Origin of the sequence: Hoyosella altamirensis (assembly GCF_014191505.1) — a bacterium.
Taxonomy (GTDB): domain Bacteria; phylum Actinomycetota; class Actinomycetes; order Mycobacteriales; family Mycobacteriaceae; genus Hoyosella; species Hoyosella altamirensis.
In genome coordinates, this window is record NZ_JACHWS010000001.1 from 294,172 (window position 1) to 317,625 (window position 23,454).

At 62.3% G+C, this 23,454-nt stretch carries 28 protein-coding genes; 18 read left to right on the plus strand and 10 right to left on the minus strand.

Features of this window, described 5'->3' with window-relative positions; genetic code table 11:
- Positions 1-405 precede the first annotated feature (405 nt).
- The 5 genes from sucC (at position 406) to purH (ending at position 6,644) form a co-directional block, all read left to right on the plus strand.
- Positions 406-1,575, plus strand: coding sequence for an ADP-forming succinate--CoA ligase subunit beta (gene sucC / locus FHU29_RS01445; protein ID WP_064439568.1), 1,170 nt, complete (start codon positions 406-408; stop codon positions 1,573-1,575).
- Between the two features lie 13 nt (positions 1,576-1,588).
- Complete coding sequence (gene sucD / locus FHU29_RS01450; RefSeq protein ID WP_013808369.1) at positions 1,589-2,464, plus strand: succinate--CoA ligase subunit alpha; 876 nt, start codon at positions 1,589-1,591, stop codon at positions 2,462-2,464.
- Positions 2,465-2,614: 150 nt separating this feature from the next.
- On the plus strand, positions 2,615-4,276 hold the full coding sequence (locus tag FHU29_RS01455; protein ID WP_064439569.1) for a cell division protein PerM: 1,662 nt from the start codon (positions 2,615-2,617) through the stop codon (positions 4,274-4,276).
- A gap of 62 nt (positions 4,277-4,338) precedes the next feature.
- Positions 4,339-5,055, plus strand: a complete 717-nt coding sequence (gene purN / locus FHU29_RS01460) for a phosphoribosylglycinamide formyltransferase (protein ID WP_183377445.1) — start codon at positions 4,339-4,341, stop codon at positions 5,053-5,055.
- Positions 5,052-6,644, plus strand: coding sequence for a bifunctional phosphoribosylaminoimidazolecarboxamide formyltransferase/IMP cyclohydrolase (gene purH / locus FHU29_RS01465; protein ID WP_064439570.1), 1,593 nt, complete (start codon positions 5,052-5,054; stop codon positions 6,642-6,644). The genes purN and purH overlap by 4 nt, the downstream gene beginning before the upstream one ends.
- Positions 6,645-6,704: 60 nt before the next feature.
- Here the strand turns inward: purH and FHU29_RS01470 are convergent, their stop codons facing one another.
- From FHU29_RS01470 to rpmB, 5 genes are all read right to left on the minus strand, one after another.
- Positions 6,705-7,643 (minus strand): AEC family transporter, encoded by a 939-nt coding sequence (locus FHU29_RS01470; protein WP_064439571.1) that lies wholly within the window; start codon positions 7,641-7,643, stop codon positions 6,705-6,707.
- 173 nt (positions 7,644-7,816) lie between these two features.
- Positions 7,817-8,071, minus strand: coding sequence for a 30S ribosomal protein S18 (gene rpsR, locus FHU29_RS01475; RefSeq protein ID WP_064439572.1), 255 nt, complete (start codon positions 8,069-8,071; stop codon positions 7,817-7,819).
- Between the two features lie 28 nt (positions 8,072-8,099).
- Positions 8,100-8,405, minus strand: coding sequence for a 30S ribosomal protein S14 (gene rpsN / locus FHU29_RS01480; protein ID WP_013808363.1), 306 nt, complete (start codon positions 8,403-8,405; stop codon positions 8,100-8,102).
- Positions 8,406-8,416: 11 nt separating this feature from the next.
- Positions 8,417-8,581, minus strand: coding sequence for a 50S ribosomal protein L33 (gene rpmG / locus FHU29_RS01485; RefSeq protein ID WP_013808362.1), 165 nt, complete (start codon positions 8,579-8,581; stop codon positions 8,417-8,419).
- A 64-nt stretch (positions 8,582-8,645) separates the two neighbouring features.
- The gene (gene rpmB, locus FHU29_RS01490; RefSeq protein ID WP_041451176.1) at positions 8,646-8,882 is read right to left on the minus strand and encodes a 50S ribosomal protein L28; all 237 of its coding nucleotides are present in this window, start codon (positions 8,880-8,882) and stop codon (positions 8,646-8,648) included.
- A gap of 132 nt (positions 8,883-9,014) precedes the next feature.
- Between rpmB and mrf the strand changes: the two genes are divergently transcribed.
- The 9 genes from mrf (at position 9,015) to FHU29_RS01535 (ending at position 15,789) form a co-directional block, all read left to right on the plus strand.
- On the plus strand, positions 9,015-10,283 hold the full coding sequence (mrf, locus tag FHU29_RS01495; protein WP_064439573.1) for a ribosome hibernation factor-recruiting GTPase MRF: 1,269 nt from the start codon (positions 9,015-9,017) through the stop codon (positions 10,281-10,283).
- Positions 10,283-10,558 (plus strand): type B 50S ribosomal protein L31, encoded by a 276-nt coding sequence (locus FHU29_RS01500; RefSeq protein ID WP_013808358.1) that lies wholly within the window; start codon positions 10,283-10,285, stop codon positions 10,556-10,558. Before mrf ends, FHU29_RS01500 begins: the two co-directional genes overlap by 1 nt.
- Before the next feature lie 13 nt (positions 10,559-10,571).
- Positions 10,572-10,748 carry a 50S ribosomal protein L32 gene (gene rpmF / locus FHU29_RS01505; RefSeq protein WP_013808357.1) on the plus strand — a complete coding sequence of 59 codons (177 nt, stop codon included), beginning with the start codon at positions 10,572-10,574 and terminating at the stop codon, positions 10,746-10,748.
- A gap of 91 nt (positions 10,749-10,839) precedes the next feature.
- Positions 10,840-11,448, plus strand: coding sequence for a trimeric intracellular cation channel family protein (locus FHU29_RS01510; protein ID WP_064439574.1), 609 nt, complete (start codon positions 10,840-10,842; stop codon positions 11,446-11,448).
- Between the two features lie 68 nt (positions 11,449-11,516).
- Positions 11,517-12,206: a response regulator transcription factor gene (locus tag FHU29_RS01515; RefSeq protein WP_064439575.1), complete on the plus strand. Its 690-nt coding sequence runs from the start codon at positions 11,517-11,519 to the stop codon at positions 12,204-12,206.
- Positions 12,203-13,609 carry a sensor histidine kinase gene (locus FHU29_RS01520; RefSeq protein ID WP_064439576.1) on the plus strand — a complete coding sequence of 469 codons (1,407 nt, stop codon included), beginning with the start codon at positions 12,203-12,205 and terminating at the stop codon, positions 13,607-13,609. Before FHU29_RS01515 ends, FHU29_RS01520 begins: the two co-directional genes overlap by 4 nt.
- Positions 13,610-13,755: 146 nt before the next feature.
- Positions 13,756-15,060: a S1C family serine protease gene (locus tag FHU29_RS01525; protein WP_064439577.1), complete on the plus strand. Its 1,305-nt coding sequence runs from the start codon at positions 13,756-13,758 to the stop codon at positions 15,058-15,060.
- A gap of 65 nt (positions 15,061-15,125) precedes the next feature.
- A complete protein-coding gene (locus tag FHU29_RS01530) occupies positions 15,126-15,623 on the plus strand; it encodes a MogA/MoaB family molybdenum cofactor biosynthesis protein (protein WP_013808352.1) in 498 nt (165 codons plus the stop codon).
- Positions 15,624-15,627: 4 nt separating this feature from the next.
- Positions 15,628-15,789, plus strand: coding sequence for a hypothetical protein (locus FHU29_RS01535; RefSeq protein ID WP_183377446.1), 162 nt, complete (start codon positions 15,628-15,630; stop codon positions 15,787-15,789).
- A gap of 76 nt (positions 15,790-15,865) precedes the next feature.
- On the opposite strand, the gene mscL is transcribed toward FHU29_RS01535, so the two are convergent.
- The 4 genes from mscL to FHU29_RS01555 all read right to left on the minus strand — a co-directional run bounded on the left by mscL (position 15,866) and on the right by FHU29_RS01555 (position 18,261).
- The gene (gene mscL, locus FHU29_RS01540) at positions 15,866-16,306 is read right to left on the minus strand and encodes a large conductance mechanosensitive channel protein MscL (protein WP_064439579.1); all 441 of its coding nucleotides are present in this window, start codon (positions 16,304-16,306) and stop codon (positions 15,866-15,868) included.
- A gap of 88 nt (positions 16,307-16,394) precedes the next feature.
- Complete coding sequence (locus FHU29_RS01545) at positions 16,395-17,045, minus strand: RcpC/CpaB family pilus assembly protein (protein ID WP_157094982.1); 651 nt, start codon at positions 17,043-17,045, stop codon at positions 16,395-16,397.
- A 157-nt stretch (positions 17,046-17,202) separates the two neighbouring features.
- Positions 17,203-17,514, minus strand: a complete 312-nt coding sequence (locus tag FHU29_RS01550) for an FmdB family zinc ribbon protein (protein ID WP_064439580.1) — start codon at positions 17,512-17,514, stop codon at positions 17,203-17,205.
- Positions 17,515-17,625: 111 nt separating this feature from the next.
- Positions 17,626-18,261 carry a 5-formyltetrahydrofolate cyclo-ligase gene (locus FHU29_RS01555; RefSeq protein WP_064439808.1) on the minus strand — a complete coding sequence of 212 codons (636 nt, stop codon included), beginning with the start codon at positions 18,259-18,261 and terminating at the stop codon, positions 17,626-17,628.
- A 207-nt stretch (positions 18,262-18,468) separates the two neighbouring features.
- Here FHU29_RS01555 and FHU29_RS01560 point away from each other — a divergent pair, with 207 nt between their 5' ends.
- The 4 genes from FHU29_RS01560 to FHU29_RS01575 all read left to right on the plus strand — a co-directional run bounded on the left by FHU29_RS01560 (position 18,469) and on the right by FHU29_RS01575 (position 22,248).
- Positions 18,469-19,437 carry a UTP--glucose-1-phosphate uridylyltransferase gene (locus FHU29_RS01560; RefSeq protein ID WP_064439581.1) on the plus strand — a complete coding sequence of 323 codons (969 nt, stop codon included), beginning with the start codon at positions 18,469-18,471 and terminating at the stop codon, positions 19,435-19,437.
- A 17-nt stretch (positions 19,438-19,454) separates the two neighbouring features.
- Positions 19,455-20,705, plus strand: a complete 1,251-nt coding sequence (gene glp / locus FHU29_RS01565; protein WP_064439809.1) for a molybdotransferase-like divisome protein Glp — start codon at positions 19,455-19,457, stop codon at positions 20,703-20,705.
- A complete protein-coding gene (locus tag FHU29_RS01570; protein ID WP_064439582.1) occupies positions 20,702-21,331 on the plus strand; it encodes a GNAT family N-acetyltransferase in 630 nt (209 codons plus the stop codon). Before glp ends, FHU29_RS01570 begins: the two co-directional genes overlap by 4 nt.
- 152 nt (positions 21,332-21,483) lie before the next feature.
- The gene (locus FHU29_RS01575; RefSeq protein ID WP_064439583.1) at positions 21,484-22,248 is read left to right on the plus strand and encodes a gephyrin-like molybdotransferase receptor GlpR; all 765 of its coding nucleotides are present in this window, start codon (positions 21,484-21,486) and stop codon (positions 22,246-22,248) included.
- Here the strand turns inward: FHU29_RS01575 and FHU29_RS01580 are convergent.
- Positions 22,242-23,324, minus strand: a complete 1,083-nt coding sequence (locus tag FHU29_RS01580) for a DUF4236 domain-containing protein (protein WP_064439584.1) — start codon at positions 23,322-23,324, stop codon at positions 22,242-22,244. The genes FHU29_RS01575 and FHU29_RS01580 overlap by 7 nt on opposite strands.
- Between the last annotated feature and the right edge of the window lie 130 nt (positions 23,325-23,454).

The following is a 23,454-nucleotide window of genomic DNA, read 5'->3' on the forward strand; positions in this document are numbered from 1 at the left end:
GATTGAGGGAAGTGAGAGCGTACTCACAATCCGACCTGGGGAAACAGAGATTCGCTTGTGTGCACGGTTACTACGCTTGCTTGCACGATCTCACTATATGGGATACAAGTTGGGTCTTCGGCGCCCTCTTGTGTAACGGGGTCTGCCCGCTTCGTCGGTCGAATTCTGGTGAATAACGTGCAAAGTGCGCAAACGGCTGCGCTCAGCCGCATGCGCATCAGATGAGCCGTAATTGTGCCCTTCCGCGTACAAGGTGCAGCCACCGCGATAGGTTAGACGTGACCAAACAGTGACATAGCGCACGTCCTGGCGGACCCCCTGTGGTGAGCTGGGTCGCCTCGACTAAGGTCCGACTTGGCTCACCCCAACCTGGGTGGGCGGCACAGTAGATGAGACGGTGAGCACATGGATCTCTTCGAATACCAAGCGAAAGAACTTTTCGCGAAGCATGGAGTCCCCACCACTCCGGGGCGGGTGGCTGACACTGCAGACGAAGCCGAGCAGGTCGCTGCGGAAATCGGCAAGCCAGTTGTAGTGAAGGCTCAGGTCAAGACCGGAGGCCGTGGCAAAGCGGGCGGCGTCAAGCTCGCCTCGGATCCCGCCGACGCGAAGGCGAAGGCTGAGGGGATCCTCGGACTCGACATCAAAGGACACGTCGTCAAGAGACTCCTCGTCGCTGAAGCTAGCGACATCAAAGAGGAGTACTACATTTCCTTCCTCCTGGACCGCGCCAACCGGACCTTCCTCGCGATGTGTTCCAAAGAAGGCGGCGTCGAGATCGAGCAGGTCGCGGCTGAAACGCCCGACGCTCTCGCACGGGTGGCGGTAGACCCAAACGACGGAGTCGACCTTGCGTTCGCACGCAAGATCGCAGAAGACGGCAAACTCCCAGCCGAGGTCCTGGACGCGGCAGCGGAAACAATTGCCAAACTCTGGGAGGTCTTCGTCAAGGAAGATGCGCTCCTGGTAGAGGTCAACCCTCTCGTTCGCACACCGGATGACCAGATTCTTGCACTCGACGGCAAGGTGACGCTCGATGGCAACGCAGACTTCCGTCAGCCTGAGCATGAAGAGTTCGTCGACGCAGAGGCTGCTGACCCACTCGAAGCCAAGGCCAAGGCTAAAGGCCTGAACTACGTGAAGCTCGACGGTGAGGTCGGCATCATCGGTAACGGCGCCGGACTTGTGATGTCCACGCTCGACGTCGTCGCGTACGCCGGTGAAGAGTTCGGTGGTGTGAAGCCCGCGAACTTCCTCGACATCGGTGGCGGTGCCTCAGCAGAGGTCATGGCCAACGGTCTTGACGTCATCCTCAACGATCCGAGCGTCAAGAGCGTTTTCGTCAACGTCTTCGGCGGCATCACAGCGTGTGATGCTGTAGCCAACGGCATCGTGAACGCGCTCGAGATCCTCGGCGATGATGCGAACAAGCCGCTCGTTGTCCGTCTGGACGGCAACAACGTAGTCGAGGGTCGCCGCATCCTCGACGAAGCCGCGCACCCATTGGTGCAGCAAGTAGACACCATGGACGGCGCGGCGGCACGCGCCGCTGAACTCGCCGCTGCGGCGAAGTGACAAGGAGCGCATCGTGGCAATCTTTCTGACCAAAGACAGCAAGGTCATCGTCCAGGGCATCACCGGCGCTGAGGGCACCAAGCACACCCGGCGCATGGTGAAGGCTGGCACCAACATTGTCGGCGGCGTTAACCCGCGCAAGGCAGGCAGTGATGTAGACGGCATTCCCGTGTTCGCCTCCGTCAAGGAAGCGATGGAGAAGACAGGGGCCGACGTCAGCGTCGTTTTCGTTCCCCCGGCCTTCACAAAGGCGGCCGTCATCGAGGCAATCGACGCGGAGATCCCGCTCGCTGTTGTGATCACCGAGGGCATTCCGGTGCACGACACCACCGCGTTCTGGGCCTACAACAACTCGCAGGGCAACAAGACCCGGATCGTCGGTCCGAACTGCCCCGGTGTCATCAGCCCAGAGCAGTCGAACGCGGGCATCATCCCGGCAGACATCACCAACGCCGGCAAGATCGGCCTGGTTTCCAAGTCGGGCACCCTGACGTACCAGATGATGTTCGAGCTCCGTGACTTCGGATTCACCACCTGCGTCGGTATCGGTGGCGACCCGGTCATCGGGACGACTCACATCGATTGCATCCAGGCGTTCCAGGACGACCCGGACACCGAACTGATCGTCATGATCGGCGAGATCGGTGGTGACGCTGAGGAGCGTGCAGCCGAGTACATCAAGGCGAACATCACCAAGCCGGTGGTCGGGTATGTCGCCGGATTCACCGCGCCTGAGGGCAAGACGATGGGTCACGCTGGCGCCATCGTCTCGGGCTCGTCCGGCACCGCGCAAGCGAAGAAGGACGCGCTGGAGGCCGCTGGCGTTCGCGTCGGCAAGACTCCTTCCGAAACCGCAGAAATCGCTCGGGAGATCCTGGAGAAGCTCTGACTTCTCGCCAGTAACCGCTGAAGAAAGTGCCGCAGACGAGCAACTGTCTGCGGCACTTTCTCGTGTGAGCGTTATGTGTGATCAGTCATGGCTATATGCCACGGCGCGCCTGCCGAATCCGCAGTGGTGAAGGTGTAACTCTCGATAACGATGACTGATCTGCACGTGCGTACTGAGAAGGAGCGCTCCGAACCGGACCCAGGAGTGCCGCCCGAGGCTGCGAGGACGCTGATGAAGGCGGCGTTTATGCCGACCGGAATCACCGTCGGCATCCTCGTTGTCGTGGTCCTGGCAGTCCTGCTTACCGGTGACGGTGATTTCACCGGCGTGCTCGCCGCCGTCGGTGCCGGGTGGCTCGGCATCCATCAAGTTGCATTGCCAATCAGCGGCGTGAAGCTCGGTGTGCTGCCTCTCGTCGCTACCGCCGCGATCTTCGCCGCGTCATACAAACAGTGCCGGAAAGTTGCGCGCGACGGACTTGAGCCTCGTGATGCAGCGCAACTCGTCGCCGCCGTCGTGGGTGTGCCGCTGGTCATGACGATCATTTCGCTCGCCGTCGTCAAAGACGCATCGACCGTGCTGAAGGTCGCGACGCCAAATGTCCTCCAGTCGTTCCTGTGGACGGTCGCGGTACACGGTCTCGCGGCTGTGTTTGCGCTAGGGAAACCGTTCTGGACCCCGCTCGCGGAGCGGGCGCGTATCCCAGCGTGGGGCTGGGGTGCCTTAGGGGCCGCAAAGAGCGGGGCCTTTGCTCTGGGTGCCAGCGGGCTCGCGGTCACTATGGTCCTTCTCGCGGGGTCGCTGGACGAGATCATCGCCATGCTGGAGGAGCATCATGGCGCCGCAGCTCCACTTGGGCTCACTCTGGTGTCCCTGCTGTATCTCGCTAACGTAGTTGTGGGCGTCATCGGAGTGACCACCGGTGCGTCGATCACCGTCGGCGAGGGCCACTACGGATTGTTCGATGTGCTGCCGGCGCCCGTGCCGGGGGTCCCCGTGCTTGCGGCGCTGCCCACAACTGAGGCAGCGGACTGGTGGCCTATCTTGCTGGTCGTTCCCGTCATCGGCGGGGTAGCACTGGCCCGCACCGCATACCGTCAGGATCACGGTATGCGCGAGACCTTCTTCGTGGGAGGCATCGCGGCGGTAGTGGTCAGCGTCGGATATCTCATCGCGGCGACCGCCGCGGGCGGGGCACTGGGGGTTTTCGGCACCGTCAGTTTCGCGCCGCTCTACGGTGCGCTGTTCCTCTGCGCATGGCTGGTCGTCAGCGGTGGCGCGGCGCTGGGGCTGCTCGTGTGGCGAAAAAACCATCGCGAGCGGCAGGAGCGGCGTGCGGACGTCGAACAGGCGATCGCAGAGGCGCTTGCCGAGGAGGAGTCCAGAAAGGCGGCCGCAGCGGAGGACAAGGCACGCACAGCAGAGGAGTCGGCAGACGTAGAGGCCCCTTCGGAAGAGCGGAGCGGTCTCCTCGGACTCGTCCGGAATCGCGTCCCCTCTTTACCCATCTCAGTGAAAGGGATCCCCGGCGCCGTGAGCACGCTGCCCGGCAAGGTGAGGCACGCTCGGCAGAATCTTCCAGGCGCAAAGAAGCACCAGCAAGAGGACACCTCCGGGTCTGAAGAAAAGTCCACCGAAGCTGAGACGGTGGAACCCGCCGAGTCTTCCGCCGCGCAGGAGACCGCTCAGTCCGGCGACGAGGGTGATCAGGCACAAGAAGAAATCGAAGGACAGGACGCTGAGGGTGAGAGCCCTGGCAAGCAGGGCAAGCCGTCCAAGTGGAAGATCTGGCAGCGTAAGAAGCGCAACTAGCGGGGCGGCTGTCGAGTGCGCCGGCCCGGAGCGATTCACCAGATAGGCAGCGGCTAGGCTATGTGCCGGTAGCGAGCTCGGATGAGCTGGCACGTTCGGTAATCAGGAGATCCGCGCTGAATAGCCACACTGACGTAAGGTCGACTCACTCTGCGCCTGACGCTTCGCGTCACCCGGAACGGCTGTCCCGCGTTGTCGTGCTTGCCTCGGGGTCGGGGACGTTGTTCCAGGCACTCGCGGATGCCGCAGTCGGCGATTTCCCGGCGCACATCGCTGCGCTGGTGACGGATCGTGACTGTGAAGCAGAGGCACGCGCCCAGCGTGCGGGAATCGAGTGTGTGCGTGTAGCCCCCGGCTCCTACAGCGACCGGGCAGAGTGGAATCACGCACTCACCAGCGCTGTCGAGACCTACCGGCCGGATCTCGTCGTGACCGCGGGATTCATGAGAATCCTGGGGCCCGAGTTCTTGGCGGCCTTTCCGGGCAAGATCGTGAACAGTCATCCTGCTCTTCTTCCTGCGTTTCCTGGGGCCCACGCGGTTCGCGATGCACTGAGCTATGGCGTGCGGGTGACAGGTACGACTATCCATATCGTCGACGAGGGCGTGGATACGGGGCCAGTTCTCGCGCAGGAAGCGGTGACTGTCGGCACCGATGATTCCGAATCGTCGTTGCACGAGCGAATCAAGGCTGTTGAACGGCGGCTTCTCGTTGAGGTAGTCGCCGCGTTAGTGACAAGAGGTGTGATTATCGATGGACGGAAGGCCCTAATCCCGTGAGTGAATCGAACTCAGCAGCCGAGCGGATTGCTGTTCGGCGCGCACTAATCAGCGTTTATGACAAGTCCGGTCTTGAAGACCTCGCACGCGGCCTCGCCTCAGCAGGTGTGGAGATCGTGTCAACCGGGTCCACAGCAAGCCGCATTGCTGCAGCTGGGGTCAAAGTCACCCCGGTTGAGGAGTTGACCGGCTTCCCAGAGACGCTTGACGGACGTGTGAAGACATTGCATCCGCACGTCCATGCCGGCATTCTCGCTGACACGAGGAAACATGAGCACCTGGAGCAACTCGATGAGCTTGGCGTTGAGGCGTTCCAGCTCGTTGTGGTGAACCTCTATCCGTTTACCGAAACGGTGGCCTCGGGTGCGACGGAGGATGAATGTGTTGAGCAGATCGATATAGGCGGTCCTTCGATGGTGCGGGCCGCCGCGAAGAATCATCCTTCCGTTGGTGTCGTCGTCGATCCGGGCCAATATGACCGCGTCCTTGCCGCCGTCGAGGCCGGTGGTTTCACAATGCAGGAGCGCATCGAACTCGCTGCTGACGCTTTTCAGCACACAGCGATGTACGACGTAGCTGTGGCGAGCTGGATGACGAATGTCCGGGCGGCAGAGTCGGCGGACAGTCAGTTCCCGCGCTGGATGGGCGCAACCTGGGAGCGGCGCTCGACGTTGCGGTACGGCGAGAACCCCCACCAGTCCGCTGCTCTTTATACCCGTCCCGGCGGGGCGGAGGGCATCGCGCAGGCCGAGCAATTGCACGGCAAAGAAATGTCCTACAACAACTTCACCGACACCGATGCCGCGTGGCGGGCTGCATACGACCATGAAGGCCCCTGCGTGGCGATAATCAAGCACGCCAATCCGTGCGGGATCGCAGAGTCACGGCTTGATGGGGGCGCGGCGATCGCGGATGCCCACCGCCGCGCTCACGCGTGCGACCCGGTGAGTGCCTTTGGTGGCGTGATCGCTGCTAACCGGGAAATCACGGTCGAAATGGCCGAGCAGGTTTCGGAGATCTTTACTGAGGTCATCGTCGCACCGTCCTACGAGGAAGGCGCGATCGAGGTTCTGACCCGGAAGAAAAACATCAGGATTCTCCGCTCCGCAGCCCCGGTGCGTGCAGGTGCAGAGATGCGCGCGATCTCGGGCGGGCTGCTGCTGCAGGACAGGGATGTCCTCGACGCCGAAGGTGACAACCCCGTGAACTGGACCCTGGCGACAGGAGATCCGGCGGACGAGAACACTCTCAGCGATCTGGTCTTTGCCTGGCGCGCTTGCAGGGCAGTGAAATCGAATGCGATCTTGCTCGCAGATGGTGGCGCTACCGTGGGTGTCGGCATGGGACAGGTCAACCGCGTCGACGCGGCACGTCTCGCGGTGAACAGGGCCGCTGACAGGGCTCGAGGCAGTGTTGCGGCTTCCGACGCGTTCTTCCCGTTCCCCGACGGGCTGCAGGTGCTTCTCGACGCCGGGGTGCGGGCCGTTGTCCAGCCGGGTGGCTCGGTGCGGGACAACGAAGTGATTGCCGCTGCGAAGGAAGCCGGAGTGACGCTCTACCTGACCGGCGCGCGCCACTTCGCACACTGATAGATGTCGACACTCTCCCAATGGCTCTCCAGACAGGGCAATTAGTTTTCCGGATTCGTTTCAGGCCAGCAGGAGAGTGCCGACTGCAATAGCTGGGATAGCAGCGAGCGTTGTCACAATCGCCGCATCACGCGCCAGTATGACGCCACGCATGTACCAGCTCGCAAAAACGAACACGTTCTGGGCAGTGGGCAATGTGGCCAGAACAACCACGCTGAACAGCGCGTGGCCTTCGAGCCCGAACACGTAACTCCCGATGGCAAAGGCCACGATCGGGTGCACGATCGTCTTGAACGCAGCAGCCATAGCGACATCACGACGAGGGCTGACACCACGCTGCAAAGCGCGCTTACCGTGCATGGACAGCCCGAACGCGATCAGCGCGCCCGGGACTGAGATTCCTGCGACGAGTGTGATCGGCTGCTGGATCACCGTGGGAACTGTGACATCCAGCAGCGAGACTGCGAGCCCAGCAGCTGCCCCAATCAGGATCGGGTTCTTCAGCGGCGCGATCACCACTTTGAACAGTGACCGAGATGCTCCAGTCGTCGTCCGTGAGGTGCTGACTTCGAGCACCGTCAGCGCGATTGGCGCAAGGACGAGCACTTGAAACAGCAATATCGGGGCGACGAGTGCCGCGTCGCCCAGAACGTACACGGCAATAGGAAGACCGAGGTTGATAGCGTTCACGTACGACGATGCGAGCGCGCCGACCGTGCATTCCGGGATTTGACGGCGCAACCACCATCGGGAAATCGCGAAGTAGGTGAGACCGACGAGTACCGCGGATCCGGCGCCCACGGCGAGAGTGGGAGACAGGATTGCGGATAGGTCGGCGTCGGAGAGTGTCGTGAACAACAGCGCGGGTGTTGCTACGAGAAAGACGAGCCTACTGAGGGCCTGCTCTCCTCCGCTGCCTAGGACGCCGGAGAGTCCCAGCAGGTAGCCGATGATGATGACCGCGAAGATAACCGAGAACCCGACGACAACACCGGACATGTGTCGCCTCCTCTCCGGCTCATCTCATTGAGAGCAGAGTAGGGCGGGAAGATGGCCGCGAATTGTCGCTGTGATTTTTGCCACATCAGGGGCTTCGTGTTACGTGGGGGCCGCAGACACAACTGAACCCCCGGTGGATTCGTGATCCGCCGAGGGTTCAGTGAAGTGCAGATTTAGCGGCTTGAGAAAGGAAGCAGCGCCATCTCGCGGGCGTTCTTCACGGCTACGGCCACTTCGCGCTGCTGCTGCGGCGTCAGGCCAGTGACCCGCCGCGAGCGGATCTTGCCGCGGTCGGAAATGAAGGTGCGAAGCAGGTTGACGTCCTTGTAGTCAACGTGCTCGATACCCGCGGTGACCAGCGGGTTCTTCTTCGTTTTCCGGTTCTGCTCGCCGCCCTTCTTCTTGACGGCGGCTGTTCTCTTTGCCATGTGCCCTTCGTTCCTGAACGATCGTTGTTTACCAGCTCGACTTGCTGACGCCGGGCAGTTCTCCCCGGTGTGCCATCTCGCGGAGCCGGACTCGTGAGAGTCCGAACTTACGGAAGTACGCGCGCGGACGACCATCGACCACGTCCCGATTGCGCAACCTTACCGCACTTGCGTTGCGAGGCTGGCGCTGGAGTTCGCTGACGGCCTCCGCCCGCGCCTCGTCAGTTGTCCGAGGATTGCGGATGATGTCCTTCAGCTCGCGACGCCGATCAGCGTACTTCTCGACGACTGCCTTGCGTTGCTCGTTGCGAGCGATCTTCGATTTCTTAGCCATAGAACTGTACCTCAGCGTTCTTCACGGAAGTCAACATGCTTGCGGATAACCGGGTCGTATTTCTTCAGAACCAGCCGGTCGGGATCGTTGCGGCGGTTCTTACGCGTCACGTACGTGAACCCGGTCCCCGCCGTCGACTTCAGTTTGATGATTGGACGGACGTCATTTCGTGCCATCAGCGGTCGGTTCTTTCTCTGTGTGAGGGATTGCTGCGGACCTCAGGTGTGTGGTCGCCGGGTCCTAGACTTTTTCGCCGCGCGCCCGGATCGCCTTGACGACGGCTTCGATCCCGTCGCGGTCGATGGTCTTGATGCCTTTTGTGGACACCCGGAGCGTGACGTGCCGGCCCTCGCTCGGCAGGTAGTAGCGACGGCGCTGGATGTTCGGATTCCAGCGACGCGACGTGCGCACATGGGAGTGCGATACGGACTTCCCGAAGCTGGGCTTGCGTCCAGTGACCTGGCAGTGCGCGGACATGACGGCGGACCTCTCGTAAGTGACATTCATTTTCGACAAAGCCGAAGTGACACGGTACCTTCTTGGAAAGGATTCTGACAATCGTTACTGACAAGCGTTCTAACAAGGCGCTAGCTGCAAAGGGGAACGATCGTGACCGATCAGCGCACACCAGTCGTGCTGGTCTGCGGATGGCAGGGAGATTCACGAGCCGTCGCGCAGGCGCTTCAGCGTGAAGGCACCACCGTTGTGCACCATGACCTCAGCGAGGTCTCGACAGGTGTCGTACGGCGCACGCTGATGACCACCAACGGCGTCACGCCGCGGGAGAAGACGACCATCCTCGAACTTGCGCACGGCTGTGTTTCGTGCACGCTGCGCGAAGATCTACTTCCCTTGTTGCGCAGACTTCATACGCGAAGCCGGGTCGAGAGAATTGTGCTCCTGATCGACCCCGTGCTCGAACCAGAAGCCCTCAGCTGGGCAATTGAGCACGTAATAGTTTCAGGAATGGTCGGGCACGTCGATGGGCCCGCAGGGCAGGACATTCGGGTCGATGCGACCGTGACGTGCATCGACGCGGCAACCTGGCTCAGCGACGCAATGAGCGACGACACCCTGGACGAGCGCGGCATCGTCGCGAGCAACGACGACGACCGGACAGTGGCGCAGGTAGTTGTCGGCCAGGCTGATTTCGCGGATGCGATCGTCATCTCCGGCGAGGCGAATGATGGCTGGGAGCAGGCCAAACTCAACGCGGTACTTGCCCGCCTCGCGCCGGGGGCTCCCGTCGCATGGACAGGGCCAGGCGGAAATATCGATGCGGAACGGTTGCTCGCGAACATCCCAGCACACTCGCGCCGCGGTGAAATCACTGACGCGCATTCACCGATGCTGAGAGGTGAGCCGCCACTGGACTCGGACTGCGGAGTCCAAATCGTCGAGTTCTCGGCACAGCGCCCGTTCCACCCGGAACGGCTGCATGAGTCGATCGACACCCTCCTTGACGGTGTGATCTGCACGCGTGGACGGTTCTGGGTCGCATCGCAACCGGACCAGGTGCTGTGGATGGAATCCGCTGGTGGAGGATTGCGGATCGCGGCGTCCGGACTGTGGCTCGACGCGATGACGCCTGAGCAGCAAGCAGAACAAAACCCTGAACGCCACGCGATCGCCGCGCTCCGGTGGGATCCGCGTTTCGGTGACCGGGATTGCTCTATGGCAGTCCTCGTGCACGACGCGGACCCGCAGCGAATCACCGAAGCGCTGCAGTCCGCGCTGCTCACTGACGAAGAACTCGCGCTCGGCGAGGCTGTGTGGGCGACCTGGGAGGACCCGTTCGGCCAGTGGCATGAGGATCCGTGCGATGAGCTAGCCGGCGCCGAAACCGTTGACCTCACCATCAGGAAAGAAGGGCACTAGTGAAATCAGGCATCCATCCCGACTATCATCCAGTTGTCTTCCAAGACGCGAATACCGGAACTATGTTCCTGACCCGGTCGACCGCGACAAGCGAGCGAACTGTTACATGGGAGGACGGGAACGAGTACCCGGTCGTCGTCGCGGACGTGACTTCGGAGTCGCATCCGTTCTGGACAGGCGCACAGCGTATCCTCGACACGGCTGGACGAGTAGAGAAATTCCGCCAGCGCTACGGCGACCGTGTGCGGCCTGGTCGCAAAGCTAGCGGAAACTGAAAGGAAACTGATCATGGCAGTACCCAAGCGGCGGAAGTCCCGCTCGCGCACACGCAGCCGCCGGTCACAGTGGAAAGCAACCGCTGTGGACCTGGTGCCGGTGCGTGCTGGCGGCGAAGCGCTGCGTGTCCCGCACCGTCTTCTCACCGCAGTGCGCCGCGGGCTGATCGACCCAGACAAACTGCGGTAGCAATCAGCTAGGACCGTTGATCCGGTAGCGAAAGCCGCGTTACACACGCGGTCCTCGCTACCGGATCGGCTTTTATTCGTACGCTTTGTGGGTGCTACTCCGCATCCTTGATCTTTCGGGCATCGCTGTTTTCGCTGCTTCCGGCGCGCTCGTCGGAGTCTCTAAACGACTCGACATTTTCGGTGTGTGCGTCGTCGGCGTCATCACTGGAATCGGCGGCGGAATGATCCGCGATGTACTGCTCGGCATCACCCCGCCGACATCCCTTCAGAATTGGCCGTACTTCGCCACCGCGTTCGCCGCGTGTCTGGTGGTCCTGGTGCTTCATCCCGAAGTCCGGCGAATCCGCGCGGGAGTTCTTGTGCTCGACGCGATCGGTGTCGGAGTCTTCGCGACCGGCGGCGCAGGTATCGCGCTGGCTAGCGGCGCTGGGCCGCTCGCTGCCACGATCATCGGCATGATCACTGCGATCGGCGGTGGCCTGCTCCGCGACGTTCTCGTCAACGAAATGCCGCTACTGCTGCAGCGTGACCTCTACGCCGTGCCCGCACTGCTGGGTGCGACGACTGTCGTCCTCGCGGACGCACTCACGATTCCAGAGTCAGTGGGACTGGCGGTCGGAAGTGTGACTGCCGCGGGGTTGCGGCTGCTGGCGCTCTGGCGGGGATGGAATCTTCCGACTGCTCCTCGCATCGCGTGACGCGACAAAAACACACTGCGGCACACCGTTCTTAATGATTACTTAGTTGCTCAGTACACACTAGGAGCATGCGGATCCTCGTTGTCGATGACGATCGTGCCGTACGTGAATCGCTGCGGCGATCATTGTCCTTTAACGGTTACACAGTCGAACTGGCCGTGGACGGTGCTGACGCGCTCGAGAAAGTAGCGGAAGCGCCGCCTGACGCGATCGTCCTTGATGTGATGATGCCCAGGATGGATGGTCTCGAAGTATGCCGTCGGCTGCGCAGTCAGGGAGACGAGCGTCCCATCCTTGTCCTCACGGCGCGTGACTCCGTCTCGGAGCGCGTCTCCGGCCTGGATGCGGGAGCAGACGACTACCTGCCCAAGCCGTTCGCTCTGGAGGAACTCCTGGCACGGTTGCGAGCATTGCTGCGCCGTCGCGCACCCCATGAAGGGGGTGACGGGGCGGACACGATGGAGTTCGCTGGATTGCGGATGGACCTCGTCACCCGGGAAGTCACCCGTAACGACCGGCCGATCAGTCTGACTCGTACCGAGTTCTCGCTGCTCGAGATGCTGATGGCGAACCCGCGCCGGGTTCTGACTCGAGCACGCATTCTCGAAGAAGTGTGGGGATACGATTTCCCCACATCGGGTAATGCGCTCGAGGTGTACATAGGCTATCTGCGGCGGAAAACTGAGTCGGAAGGGGAGCCCAGGATCATCCACACGGTGCGCGGCGTCGGTTACGTGCTGCGGGAAACGCCACCGTGAGACCTGAGCACATTCTGAGCCAGCCCCGGCAGTTCACCCGAACTATCTCGCTACGGCTTCGTGTCGCTTTGCTGGCGACGACAGTCGTTGCTTTTGCGGTAGCACTGATGGCAGCGGCGGCGTACAGCGTGGTCTCGAGGGCCCTGTACAACGAAGTCGATCAGCAGTTGCTCAATCGCGTTGAAACGATGGTGCAGAACTACACCGCTGAGCGGTTAGGGCCGGGTGCACTGACGACCGCCAGAATATTTTCTGAAGGTCTGGCTGTCATGATGATCTTCCCGGACGGAACCTCAGCGACGTTGCCTCCGCTTATTGAAGTCGACGAGCCTGAGTTCGCGGTCGTGCGCGGCGAGGTTGATTCATCGATTCGCACAGTCGGCAACTATCGGGTGCTCGCGCAGCGGAGCGAAGGCGAGATCACGCTCGTGCTGGGCCAGGATCTCGGTCCGACGCAGGACATTCTCGACAGTCTGGCCATGGTGCTGCTGGTGGTTGGCGGATGTGGCGTGATCCTCGCGGCGGCAGCAGGCACCGCTGTGGGCCGCACGGGTTTGAGGCCCGTTGGACGTTTGACAGCGGCGGCGCAACGCGTCGCGCGTACCGACGACCTCACTCCAATTCCCGTGACCGGAGACGATGAGCTTGCCCGCCTCACACAGGCATTCAACGCGATGCTCGCCGCCCTGGCGGAGTCTCGAGAACGCCAGGCACGCCTCGTTGCTGACGCTGGGCACGAACTCCGCACCCCACTGACATCGCTGCGCACGAACATGGAATTGCTGATCGCAGCGAGCAGGCCTGACGCTCCAGCGATCGATGCAGAAGACATGGCAGGTCTGCGGAACGATGTGATGGCGCAGATAGAAGAGCTTTCCACCCTGGTCGGCGACCTGGTTGATCTGGCTCGTGAAGACGCCCCCGAACCTGGCTTTGAACGCATCGACCTCGCCGAAGTCGTCGAGAAATGCGTTGAGAGGGTGCGTCGGCGCCGTGGCGACGTGGTTGTCGAGGCGAGCACGTTTTCGTGGTTCACGTGGGGAGACCCTGGTGCGCTGAACCGGGCATTGCTCAACGTGCTCGACAACGCCGCTAAATGGAGTCCAGATGGCGGCGTAGTGCGCATCACGATGTCGGTCGCATCGTCCCGTCTTGCGGAGATCAGCGTGGACGATGAGGGGCCTGGAATACCGCTTGACGAGCGTAAGCTCGTTTTCGAGCGGTTCTACAGGTCAGATGCATCTCGGTCGATGCCTGGTTCAGGGCTTGGCCTCGCGATCGTGCATCACGTCATGCATCGGCACGGTGGTTCAGTGAAAATCGGCGATTCTCCGAGTGGCGGTGCTCGAGTGACGCTGTGTTTACCGGGTGAGCCACCTGGCGGGCATGAGGAGCGTCACTGATGCTGATTGTGTTTCATGTTCAATTGTCAGTTTCATCTCACCGAAACTTCAGGCTCGGCCGGCACGTTTGAGGAAGAGACGCTTTGACGCCAAGTGTGCCGGGTCATGATCGGGCCGAATACGGGCCCGATCGGAGGAGGGGATAGATGAGTGACGAGCAAAGTCCGCGCGACCCGCGGCAGCACGGGACGGACGAACCGCCCCGCAGCGGCGATACGCAGCGGATCCCGGCGTACGGCGACTATCCGGGAACAGCTCCACAGCGGCACGGCCTGGGGGAAGCGCCCCGCGGTTACGGCTACCCCGAACAGGGCGGTCCCCGACAGGTTGGCCCCCAGTATGTGCCTGCCGCTGCCACCGAGCGCCCCGTGCGCCGCGGAAAATCCGGGCTTCTCGCTGGCGCACTGATTCTGGCTCTGCTCAGCGGAGGCATTGGTGGCGTGGTCGGCGGCTATGTCGCGAGCCGGGACTCGGGTGGGTCCTCGCCCATCTCAGCTCCCGCTGTAGGCCAGGGCGCAGCCGCAGCTCCCGAGGGGTCAGTGCAGTGGGCCGCGGAACGGATCATCCCGTCGGTCGTGATGATCGATGTGCGGACCCAACGTGCGCAGGGCAGCGGTTCAGGCGTCATTCTGACGTCGGATGGGCTGATTGTGACGAATAACCACGTCGTCGCTCCCTCCGGCGGAACGGTGGAGGTTTCTTTCTACGACGGAACGACCGCGACGGGAACGGTCATTGCGGGGGACCCGAACACGGATGTGGCGGTGGTCCAGGTTGAGGGGCGCACCGACCTCACACCGGCCACGCTTGGCAGTTCCCGTGATCTCCGCGTCGGTCAGGACGTGGTCGCTGTGGGTTCGCCACTCGGTCTTGATGGCACAGTGACCTCTGGCATCGTGAGCGCACTCCATCGACCAGTGTCAGCGACCGGGGAAGGCGGAGACCAATACACCGTGATCGACGCGATCCAGACCGACGCCGCCATCAACCCGGGCAACTCCGGTGGTGCGCTGGTCAATATGGACGGTGAAATCGTCGGGATCAACACCGCCATCGCGACTCTGGGTGCGATGCCGGGAGTGAACCCCGGTTCGATTGGCTTGGGCTTCTCCATCCCGATCGACCAGGCTCGCCGTATCGCGGACGAACTGGCGACGACGGGGCGTGCCGAAACAGCATCACTGGGTGTATTCGTGGATATGCGCGATCCGGAGCGCGGCGCGCTGGTCACGGAGGTGATCGCGGGCAGTGCGGCGCAGGACGCAGGCATTCCCGAGGGAGCGATTATCACTCGGCTAGATGACAGGATTATCACCAGTGCTGCAGGGCTGATCGCCGCCGTGCGAGCCCAGGTGCCGGGCCAAACAGTGGCGATTACTTGGACAGATGGTCCAGGTGGGGAGGAACGCGCGGTGGATGTTCAGCTTGGCACTCAGGGGTCGACACCATGAGGAGCAGGAGTACGACTAGGGATGCGCTGTCAGCCGAGCCGATGCTGGGCATTACGGTAAAGGGCATGGAGATGGAGACGCTGCCGGGCGGTCGGGCCCTCGTGGTGATCGTTGACGATCGTCAGGCACATGGCGAGAAGACGGACAACATCGGTCCGCTGGTGCGGGAATTGCTGACAGAAGCTGGCTACCATGTCGACGCGACCGTCGCTGTCGCCGCAGACGAGGTGGAAATCCGCAATGCACTGAACACTGCAGTGATCGGTGGCGTGGACTTGGTTGTCTCGATCGGCGGCACTGGGTCCTCGGCACGAGATGTGACTCCCGAGGCCACCGCGGCGGTTCTGGACCGCGAGATTCCGGGCTTAGCGGAAGCGCTGCGTGCCTCCGGCCGGACTGACAGCGTCCATGACGCTGCGCTGTCTCGCGGGCTAGCTGGCGTATCGGGCAGCACAGTGGTGGTCAATTTAGCGTCGTCGCGCGCCGCGGTACGCGACGGTATGGCGACGATCGGCCCCCTCGTAGCGCACGTCATCACCGAACAATCGACCTTCGAGGAATAGTCACATGAGCGCCGAAGAAGTGGCTGAGGGCGCGGTCGCGCGCGCACGCCGCAAGGCGGCGCTCGATGCTGTATTCGGTGAAGTTCTGCCCGGTGATAGGCCCGTATCGTCAGAGACTCACAGCGACCGGTGGCTGATGGAGAATCGTCCACCCCATCACGGCTGATCGCCAGGCCATCGAACCGCAATACGGGCAAGCCCCCTGCTGGGAAAGCAGGGGGCTTGCGCCCGTACCGGTCACCTCAGGACGATGACTTGGGCGGAACGTCCGCGCGCTGAGCAACGTCCGCGCGCTGAGCGGACAGCAGATCGCGGATTTGCTTGAGCAACTCGGTGTCGGTCACTCCTGCTTCTTCGTCAGCTACCTGCTCCTTGATCAGCCTCTTCTTCGCCGCAGTGAATGGAACGATCAAGATGAAGTAGACGACAGCGGCGATGATGACGAAGTTGATCAGTGCAGTGATCACCGCGCCAACATCGACAAACGTCGCGGGGGCGCCCTCGCGGAGCATGACGCCAAGACCTTCGACGTCCTGATCTGCGCCAATGGCGGCGATCAGTGGATTGACGATGTTCTCTGTGAACGCTGTGACGATCGCAGTGAAAGCCGTACCGACGACGACCGCGACCGCGAGGTCAAGCACGTTACCGCGCATCAAGAAATCGCGGAAACCCTTAAACATCGGGCGGACTCCATTTCTCTCAGAAAGATGAGGACTCATCGATTCGTCGGAATCGTATACGAGGAAAGCGCTCAGCGTGCAGCTTCATTCAGCGCAGTGTGACCGTCACCGCACCACGTAGGGAAGCACCTGCTACCGCCACTGCTTCGTCCGGCGGGAGACCAAGAATGACCAGGGCCTCATGTCCCGGGGATTCCTCCGTCACGAAGAGCACCACGGCGTCCTCGGTGACGACGCTGGTGGCACGTTCGGGTTCGAGCGGAGAGCCAGCTGGATGCGAAAGAACGTCGACGCGATCGCCCGCTCTTAACAGTCCTGCGACACTCGAGTCCGCAAGCCGGACCGGCACCCCCCGTGACTGTCGAGCACCGAGAATCTCATCGATCAGCTGGGGAGTCAGGACGCGGGCATCCGTCAGCAGCTCGCCCGCGCGGACAGGGGTGGCTACGCGCTGGCCAACAGCCTGATCAGCGCGTACAAGTGCCGACTGGGGGCGCTGTGCGCTCGTAACGAGGGTGAGCTCGATATCGTCATCCGTTAGCTCGGACCCAGCCGCGAGATCTCTGGTAACCACGACTACTTCCACCCCAGCATCGCGTCCAGGAGCAATAGCAGCCACGAAGGCAGCTATTACCAGCAGCCCAGCCGAAACCCGGCGCAGAAGTGCAGAGTGACGGCGGATCCGCTCGGCACATTCGGTCACCTGATCGCGGAGGTGTGGCGCGAACTCGTTCCCCACGTCGTCCCTTCTCTTAAGGAATCGCCGCACGTGGCGCGCGACATCAATAAGAGCAGCGTAGGGGCGTGGGGTTCAGTGCGTCAGTACCGATTTTAGCGAACTGTGGATAACCCCTGTCTCGGGACCAGCCTGGGGATAACGCAAGCAGACGAGCAGGTCAGGATGCGGCAGCGGCTGCGCTCGTCGAGGAGGTTGACGACGAGGTTGACGAAGACGAGGTAGATGCCGAGGCAGAACTGTCCGCCTTACTCGACGAACTCGATGATTCTGCGGTGGCGCCTGCGGATGCAGATTTGCGGCTGTCGGTGCGGTAGAAGCCGCTGCCCTTGAAGACGATCCCCACGGAATTGAACAGCTTGCGCAGCTTGCCGTTGCACTTCTCGCACACGGTCAGCGAAGCATCTGAGAAGGACTGCACGATGTCGAACTTGTCATCGCAGTCGTAGCAAGCGTAGGAGTAAGTCGGCACAGGGCACCTCCGAGGGCACAGAAGACGTGCTAGCACTCTAGCGTGAGGAGTGCTAGAAGTGAAGGCTAGTGAGGCGAACCCCACAGTCCATGTGGGTACCCCTGGCGCCGGTCAATCAAGACGAACAAGACCGAGCTCAGGGGTGATCACCCCGCTGACGCGGCGATCATGGGGTGATTCGGGCAGTTCGGTGACGAATTCGCTGTCGCGCACAATTGCGATCACCGGGCAGTGGACGGGACTCACGGCGAGCGCCCGGTCGTAGTAGCCCGCGCCCCGCCCGAGCCTGACACCCCGCCGGTCAACCGCAAGCGCGGGCACGATGATGAGCTCCGCCTCGGAAAGCGCGTCCATGCCGAGACGAGTGCCGCCGGGTTCCTGGAGGCCGTAACGCGCGGCGACGAGTGGCTGGTCCGGGTCGTACAACGCCCAGTCGAGGGTGTTGCCCGGAGCCGTGACAGGTAGCAGGACCCGTGCTCTGCACGCCGCGAGTCCGTCGAGCATCGCGATTGAGCCAGGTTCGGACAAGGCTGGCACATAGGCGGCGATCATCGAACCGGCGGGACTTTCTGCGGCGATGCGCGCGAACGCACGCACGACGTGTTCAGCAAGGGCACCGGACTCGTCGGACGCCGTTGCCGAACTCACCGTGGCGCGTTCCCCGAGGACTGCCGATCGCCACTTATCCTTCGAATCGTGGCGCGTTAATTCCCCTACGAGCTGCGGTACCCGTAATTGCGATGACAATGGTGACTGATCGGTGTTGAACTGCTCACCTTTACCGTTCATAACTGAATATTCACACGTCCTGCTGTTGAAAAGTCCCCTAAGGTGCGAGACGCTTTCCGGGTCTGGCCAAAACGCACGCTCCCGACCCTACCGAGATCCCGAACAACGTGGGTCAACGTATCGGGACAGCGCGTTCGGCGCAGTAACTAACAATGAGGTGGATCTATGACTGAGGCCAATGGGCAGTTGGTACCGCCGTTCCGCACGGCGATCGTTCCTGCTGCCGGGCTCGGGACGCGGTTCCTGCCGGTGACCAAGACCGTCCCGAAAGAGCTTTTGCCGTTGGTCGATACGCCAGCAATCGAGCTGGTAGCGAGTGAAGCCGCGGAAGCGGGCGCCGGTCGTCTGGTGATCATCACCTCCGAAGGTAAGGAAGGCGTCCTCGCGCACTTCGTTCGGCACGAGATCCTCGAAGGTACCTTGGAGCGGCGCGGCAAGCACGCGCTGCTTGACAAGGTACGCCGCGCTCCTGCGCTGATGGACGTCGAAGCCGTCGTTCAGGAAGAGCCGCTCGGGCTTGGCCACGCTATTGCGTGTGCCGAGGCAGCACTCGATGACGACGAGAAAGAAATCGCCATCCTCTTGCCTGATGACCTGGTACTTCCCACTGGTGTGCTCTCCCAGATGGCCGAGGTTCGCGCTCGGTACGGGGGCAGTGTCCTCTGCGCCATCGAAGTGGATCCGAAGGAAGTCAGCGCCTACGGTGTTTTCGCCGTCGAAGCGACCGGCGATCCTGCGGAAGCCGGCCAAGTGATGCGCGTCACTGCAATGGTGGAGAAGCCTCCCGTCGATCAAGCTCCGTCGAATCTCGCGGCCGCGGGCCGCTACCTGCTCGACCGCGAGATCTTTAACGCTCTGCGCCGGATCACCCCAGGGCGGGGAGGCGAACTCCAGCTCACCGACGCGATTGAGCTTCTCGTCGAAGACGGCCACCCTGTGCACGTTTTTGTCCACAAGGGAACCCGACACGACCTCGGAAATCCCGGCGGGTTCCTCAAGGCTGCGGTTGACTTTGCACTCGACGATGAGGAGTACGGCCCAGACCTCCGCACATGGATTGCGGAGCGTCTCGGGCTGAACGTTCCCGACGGTGACGCGTCCGCGCAGAGCGGAGTCACCGCAGCGGGGAGGTGACAGAAGGGGAGGGGTTCATGCGCTCGGTCGAAGAACAACAAGCCCGGATCCGGGCAGCAGCCGTAGCGCCGCAACCCGTCCGCGTCGCGATTTCGCAAGCACACGGGCTTGTCTGTGCAGAAGAAGTGATTTCAGAGCATCCGCTTCCAGGGTTCGATCAGGCCGCGGTCGACGGATACGCAGTACGAAGCGTCGATGTCACAGAAGCGGGTCCGGACTTCAAGGGCCAATTCGGGCAGCCAGCCGATTTTGCGCTTCCCGTGGTGGGGGAGATCAGGGCAGGTTCGCGTCAGCCAGCCCGCCTTCAGCCGAGGCAAGCGGTCCGGATCGAGACAGGCGCACCGATGCCGACTCTCGCCGACGCGGTGATCCCGGTCGGCTGGACCGATTCGGGCCGCGCGAAGGTCAAGATCTACCGCCCTGTGCGGCAGGGTGGCTATGTGCGCCACGCGGGGGATGACGTCCGGCTTGGTGATGTCGCAGTGGCTGAAGGCGCCGTGATCGGTCCCGCTCAGGTTGGTCTGCTCGCTGCGGTGGGACGTCAGCGCGTCCTTGTCCGCCCGCGACCCAGAGTTGCGGTCGTCGCGGTAGGCGCGGAGCTCGTCGACATTGATCGCAAACCCGGCTCAGGCCAGGTCTTCGACGTCAACACTTACGCACTCGCCGCAGCAGCCCGGGATGCGGGGGCGGATGTGACGCGCGTCGGAATCGCGGGCAGTGAGGTCGCGGAGATCCGGGCAGCCATCGAAAGCCAGGTAAGCCGATCGGAAATCATCGTGATATCCGGGGCGGTGGGAGGCAGTGCGTCCGAGATCGTGCAGGAAGCGCTGCTGGACCTCGGGCACATGGAAATCGGGCGCGTAGCGATGCACCCAGGATCAATCCAGGGGTTCGGCCAGCTCGGTGACCTCAAGGTGCCCACATTCCTGCTGCCCGCGAATCCGGTGAGCGCGCTCGTCGTGTTCGAAATCATGATCCGGCCACTCATCCGCCTCGGGCTGGGGAAAACAAACCCACAGCGACGGTTCGTCCGGGCCAGCCTGATCAATGATGTGGTCTCTATCGACGGCCGTACCGGTTACGTGCGCGGGCAACTCATGCGCAACAGCGAGGGACATTACGTCGTACGCGCGCTAGGTGTAGGGACTATGTCGAATCTGCTGGCTGACCTTGCTGAAGCGAACTGCCTGATTCAGGTGCCTCCGGAGACAACCCAGGTTGAAGCGGGAGAGGACGTCGACGTCGCGTTCCTCGCGCAGCGCGGGTGAACCAGCCAGGATGGCCGGCGAATGCGGGGCCGGTGACGATAGCTGCGGGGGAGGTTCGGCTCCGTCCGGTTCGGTTGCGCGACGCGACATCGTGGAGCAAGTATCGCCTCCAGGATGAGGACTATCTTCGGCCGTGGGAACCGTCAGGACCAGGGACTTGGGAGGGCCGTCATCGGGCGTCATCCTGGCCGTCGGTTTGCATGAACCTCCGCAATGCGGGACGCAAAGGCATGATGCTCCCGTTCGCGATAGAACTCGACGGACAGTTCTGCGGACAGTTGACGGTCGGAAACATGGTCCGTGGCCCGCTGTGCTCCGCATGGATCGGTTACTGGATCGCGAAGGACCTTGCGGGTAAGGGAATCGCGACCACGGCACTGGCGCTTGGCGTTGATCACTGCTTCCGGGCTGTGGGGCTGCACCGGCTTGAAGCCACGGTTCGCCCAGAAAACGAAGCGAGCCAGTCGGTGCTGCGGCGTGTGGGGTTCCGTGACGAGGGATTCCTGCGCAGGTACCTGCATGTGGACGGGGATTGGAGGGACCACAAGCTGGTCGCAATCCTCACCGACGACTATCCCGACACCGCGATATCGCGGCTTGTCCGGCAGGGCCGGGCCAAGTGGTGAGCGCCTATGGGCACGAAACGCGTGAATTCGCCTCTTCCTGGGGTGATGCTCGGCGTGCCTTCCGTTGTCTTTCCGTTATCCGCCCTAGCCTGACGTGTGGACCGTGATCATCGATCGGATCCGCGCCGCGCACCAGGGAAGGAGAACTGACAATGCCGAACTCGTTCCTCTGGCTTGGTTTGGTCGTTCTCAGTCTCTTCGTCCTCGTTCCGATGGTCGTGAACCTGCGGCAGCCTATTTTCAAGGCTGGAGATCGAGCGCTGTCATCGCGGTTGCTGCACCGGGGTGGGGGACGGCTCCGCCTGGCGAGGCAAACCCTATCCGGGCATGGGAGCAGTCCCGATGGTGGCGCAGACAGTGCGCACCAGCATGCCCAGCTGAACACAATTCACGGGGAGGACGTGATGGATTCTCGCGCGCACAACGAGGGCGGGTTCGTCGCTGATGACGGATTCGGGATTCCCGACGATGCCGAACTCGAACTCGAGAACGAACAGGGTTCGTCTCGCCGCGGAAGGGGTGGTTTTGACCCGGAAGCGGACGAGATTGCTGCTGCGGCTCGCTACACCCTTCGCCAGCGAATTGTGATCGGCCTTGGGGCTCTGGTAGTTCTGAGCGCGGTGGTGGCTCTTCTGTTCACCTCTTATGCCTGGTATGTCACCGCTATCTCGATCGTGGCTTTCGCTGGCTATCTTGTCTATTTGCGGACGCAGGTTCGTATCGAGCAGAACATACGTGAGCGGCGTCTGGCGCGGTTGCGTGGTGAGCGGCGCCGGGAGAACGCGGCAGGCGGGCCCGACGGCAGCGTTGTTGGTATTGACGATGAAAACCCAGAGTTCGACCATCTCGACCGGTTCGGTGACACTGCAGGCGCAAGAAGGGCTGGTTCGGGGCTGCCACGTGCGGCTGGTCAGTAGTTGTCACTGAAGGTCTGGTCGGCACGGGATATCGACTGCGGTGCGTTTCGCAACAGTTCTGCGAGGCGCTCTGCGTCAGCTTGGTCGGAGAGCAGGATTCTCCAGCGCAGCCCTGACGCGCTTTCAAGGTCCATCTGACCGTATTCGACGATTGGTAGTTGCTGATTGTCGCGGTAGCGCCGGTCTGGGCTGCCGTCGTTGTTGACGTACTGCCACGTGTGGTCCACAACTTGTGCGCTGATGGGAAGCGATTCTTGTTCGGTGAATCGGACTTTTCGGGTGGTTGCTGTCACGAGATCGTATCCGACGTCGGAGAATGAGTCGCGGTTGCGCACCAGCACTTGGTCGGGCAGTAGATGCAGGGTGTGGGTACCGGACGTGAAGGTCGGGACCGCGAGGTTGGTGACGAGCGGCTGACCTGGGGACGTAGTGACGCGGAGTGGCAGCCTGCGCATTACAGTGTTGATTCCGCCCTCGGTGCGCCGAGCGTAGGGGTCCGCTACCGCGCCTTCTGATTCCACACGCCACATCTGGGCATCCTGACTGAGGTGTGTGACTGCCGAAACCAGGTCGCTGTACCACTGCGCCGGCTCGTCATCGAGGTCGTAGAAGACCGCAACTGACCGGTTTGTTTTGTCGTAGCGTGCAAGCCACCACACCAGTGGTATCGCCACGATCCACACCGCGATTCCCCAGGGCAGAGTGACCAGACCTGTTACGCCGAGCAGCGCCGCCAGCCAGGGCGCGAGTGTGTGCTTCGCAGCTGCTTGATTCAGCTGACCGACGAGTTCGCCGCCAGTGGGCACCATCTGATCTGGCGGCACGCCCGTGAGGTCCTTCATGGTGGCCTGGGCAGGGTGCGCCTGATGATTCGTGGCCTGCTTCGTGCGCGCAGAGCCTCCAGGGTTCAGCGACGCTCGATAGTAAACGCCGCGCCTGCCAGCGTGCACATAATTTCCGCGAGGGCCGGTACCCATCCGGAACCCGGGCACCCCGCTACTGACACCGACGCCGGACTTGCTCACATTGAACCGCAACGGCCCGGCCCGGAGACTCTTACGCAGAAATAGTGGCATCGTTGCTCCTCGTGCATGAGAGAGAACGCTTTGCGGCACTACAGCATTCCCGATTTGACGGGTTCTCCCTCTCTTGTTTCCTACTCTGATTGTGCGCCCGAGGTATGACAAAAAACGGGCAAGTTGGGTG

What these genes read in the sequence shown, in the direction of transcription:
- rpsN (WP_013808363.1), bottom strand. Translation starts at nt 8,405, where the DNA reads ATGGCTAAGAAATCGAAGATCGCTCGCAACGAGCAACGCAAGGCAGTC.
- FHU29_RS01525 (WP_064439577.1), top strand. Translation starts at nt 13,756, where the DNA reads ATGAGTGACGAGCAAAGTCCGCGCGACCCGCGGCAGCACGGGACGGAC.
- FHU29_RS01535 (WP_183377446.1), top strand. Translation starts at nt 15,628, where the DNA reads ATGAGCGCCGAAGAAGTGGCTGAGGGCGCGGTCGCGCGCGCACGCCGC.
- mscL (WP_064439579.1), bottom strand. Translation starts at nt 16,306, where the DNA reads ATGTTTAAGGGTTTCCGCGATTTCTTGATGCGCGGTAACGTGCTTGAC.
- rpsR (WP_064439572.1), bottom strand. Translation starts at nt 8,071, where the DNA reads ATGGCAAAGAGAACAGCCGCCGTCAAGAAGAAGGGCGGCGAGCAGAAC.
- FHU29_RS01575 (WP_064439583.1), top strand. Translation starts at nt 21,484, where the DNA reads ATGCCGAACTCGTTCCTCTGGCTTGGTTTGGTCGTTCTCAGTCTCTTC.
- FHU29_RS01560 (WP_064439581.1), top strand. Translation starts at nt 18,469, where the DNA reads ATGACTGAGGCCAATGGGCAGTTGGTACCGCCGTTCCGCACGGCGATC.
- FHU29_RS01455 (WP_064439569.1), top strand. Translation starts at nt 2,615, where the DNA reads ATGACTGATCTGCACGTGCGTACTGAGAAGGAGCGCTCCGAACCGGAC.
- FHU29_RS01580 (WP_064439584.1), bottom strand. Translation starts at nt 23,324, where the DNA reads ATGCCACTATTTCTGCGTAAGAGTCTCCGGGCCGGGCCGTTGCGGTTC.
- rpmG (WP_013808362.1), bottom strand. Translation starts at nt 8,581, where the DNA reads ATGGCACGAAATGACGTCCGTCCAATCATCAAACTGAAGTCGACGGCG.
- sucC (WP_064439568.1), top strand. Translation starts at nt 406, where the DNA reads ATGGATCTCTTCGAATACCAAGCGAAAGAACTTTTCGCGAAGCATGGA.
- rpmF (WP_013808357.1), top strand. Translation starts at nt 10,572, where the DNA reads ATGGCAGTACCCAAGCGGCGGAAGTCCCGCTCGCGCACACGCAGCCGC.
- FHU29_RS01530 (WP_013808352.1), top strand. Translation starts at nt 15,126, where the DNA reads ATGGAGATGGAGACGCTGCCGGGCGGTCGGGCCCTCGTGGTGATCGTT.
- glp (WP_064439809.1), top strand. Translation starts at nt 19,455, where the DNA reads ATGCGCTCGGTCGAAGAACAACAAGCCCGGATCCGGGCAGCAGCCGTA.
- rpmB (WP_041451176.1), bottom strand. Translation starts at nt 8,882, where the DNA reads ATGTCCGCGCACTGCCAGGTCACTGGACGCAAGCCCAGCTTCGGGAAG.
- FHU29_RS01470 (WP_064439571.1), bottom strand. Translation starts at nt 7,643, where the DNA reads ATGTCCGGTGTTGTCGTCGGGTTCTCGGTTATCTTCGCGGTCATCATC.
- FHU29_RS01515 (WP_064439575.1), top strand. Translation starts at nt 11,517, where the DNA reads ATGCGGATCCTCGTTGTCGATGACGATCGTGCCGTACGTGAATCGCTG.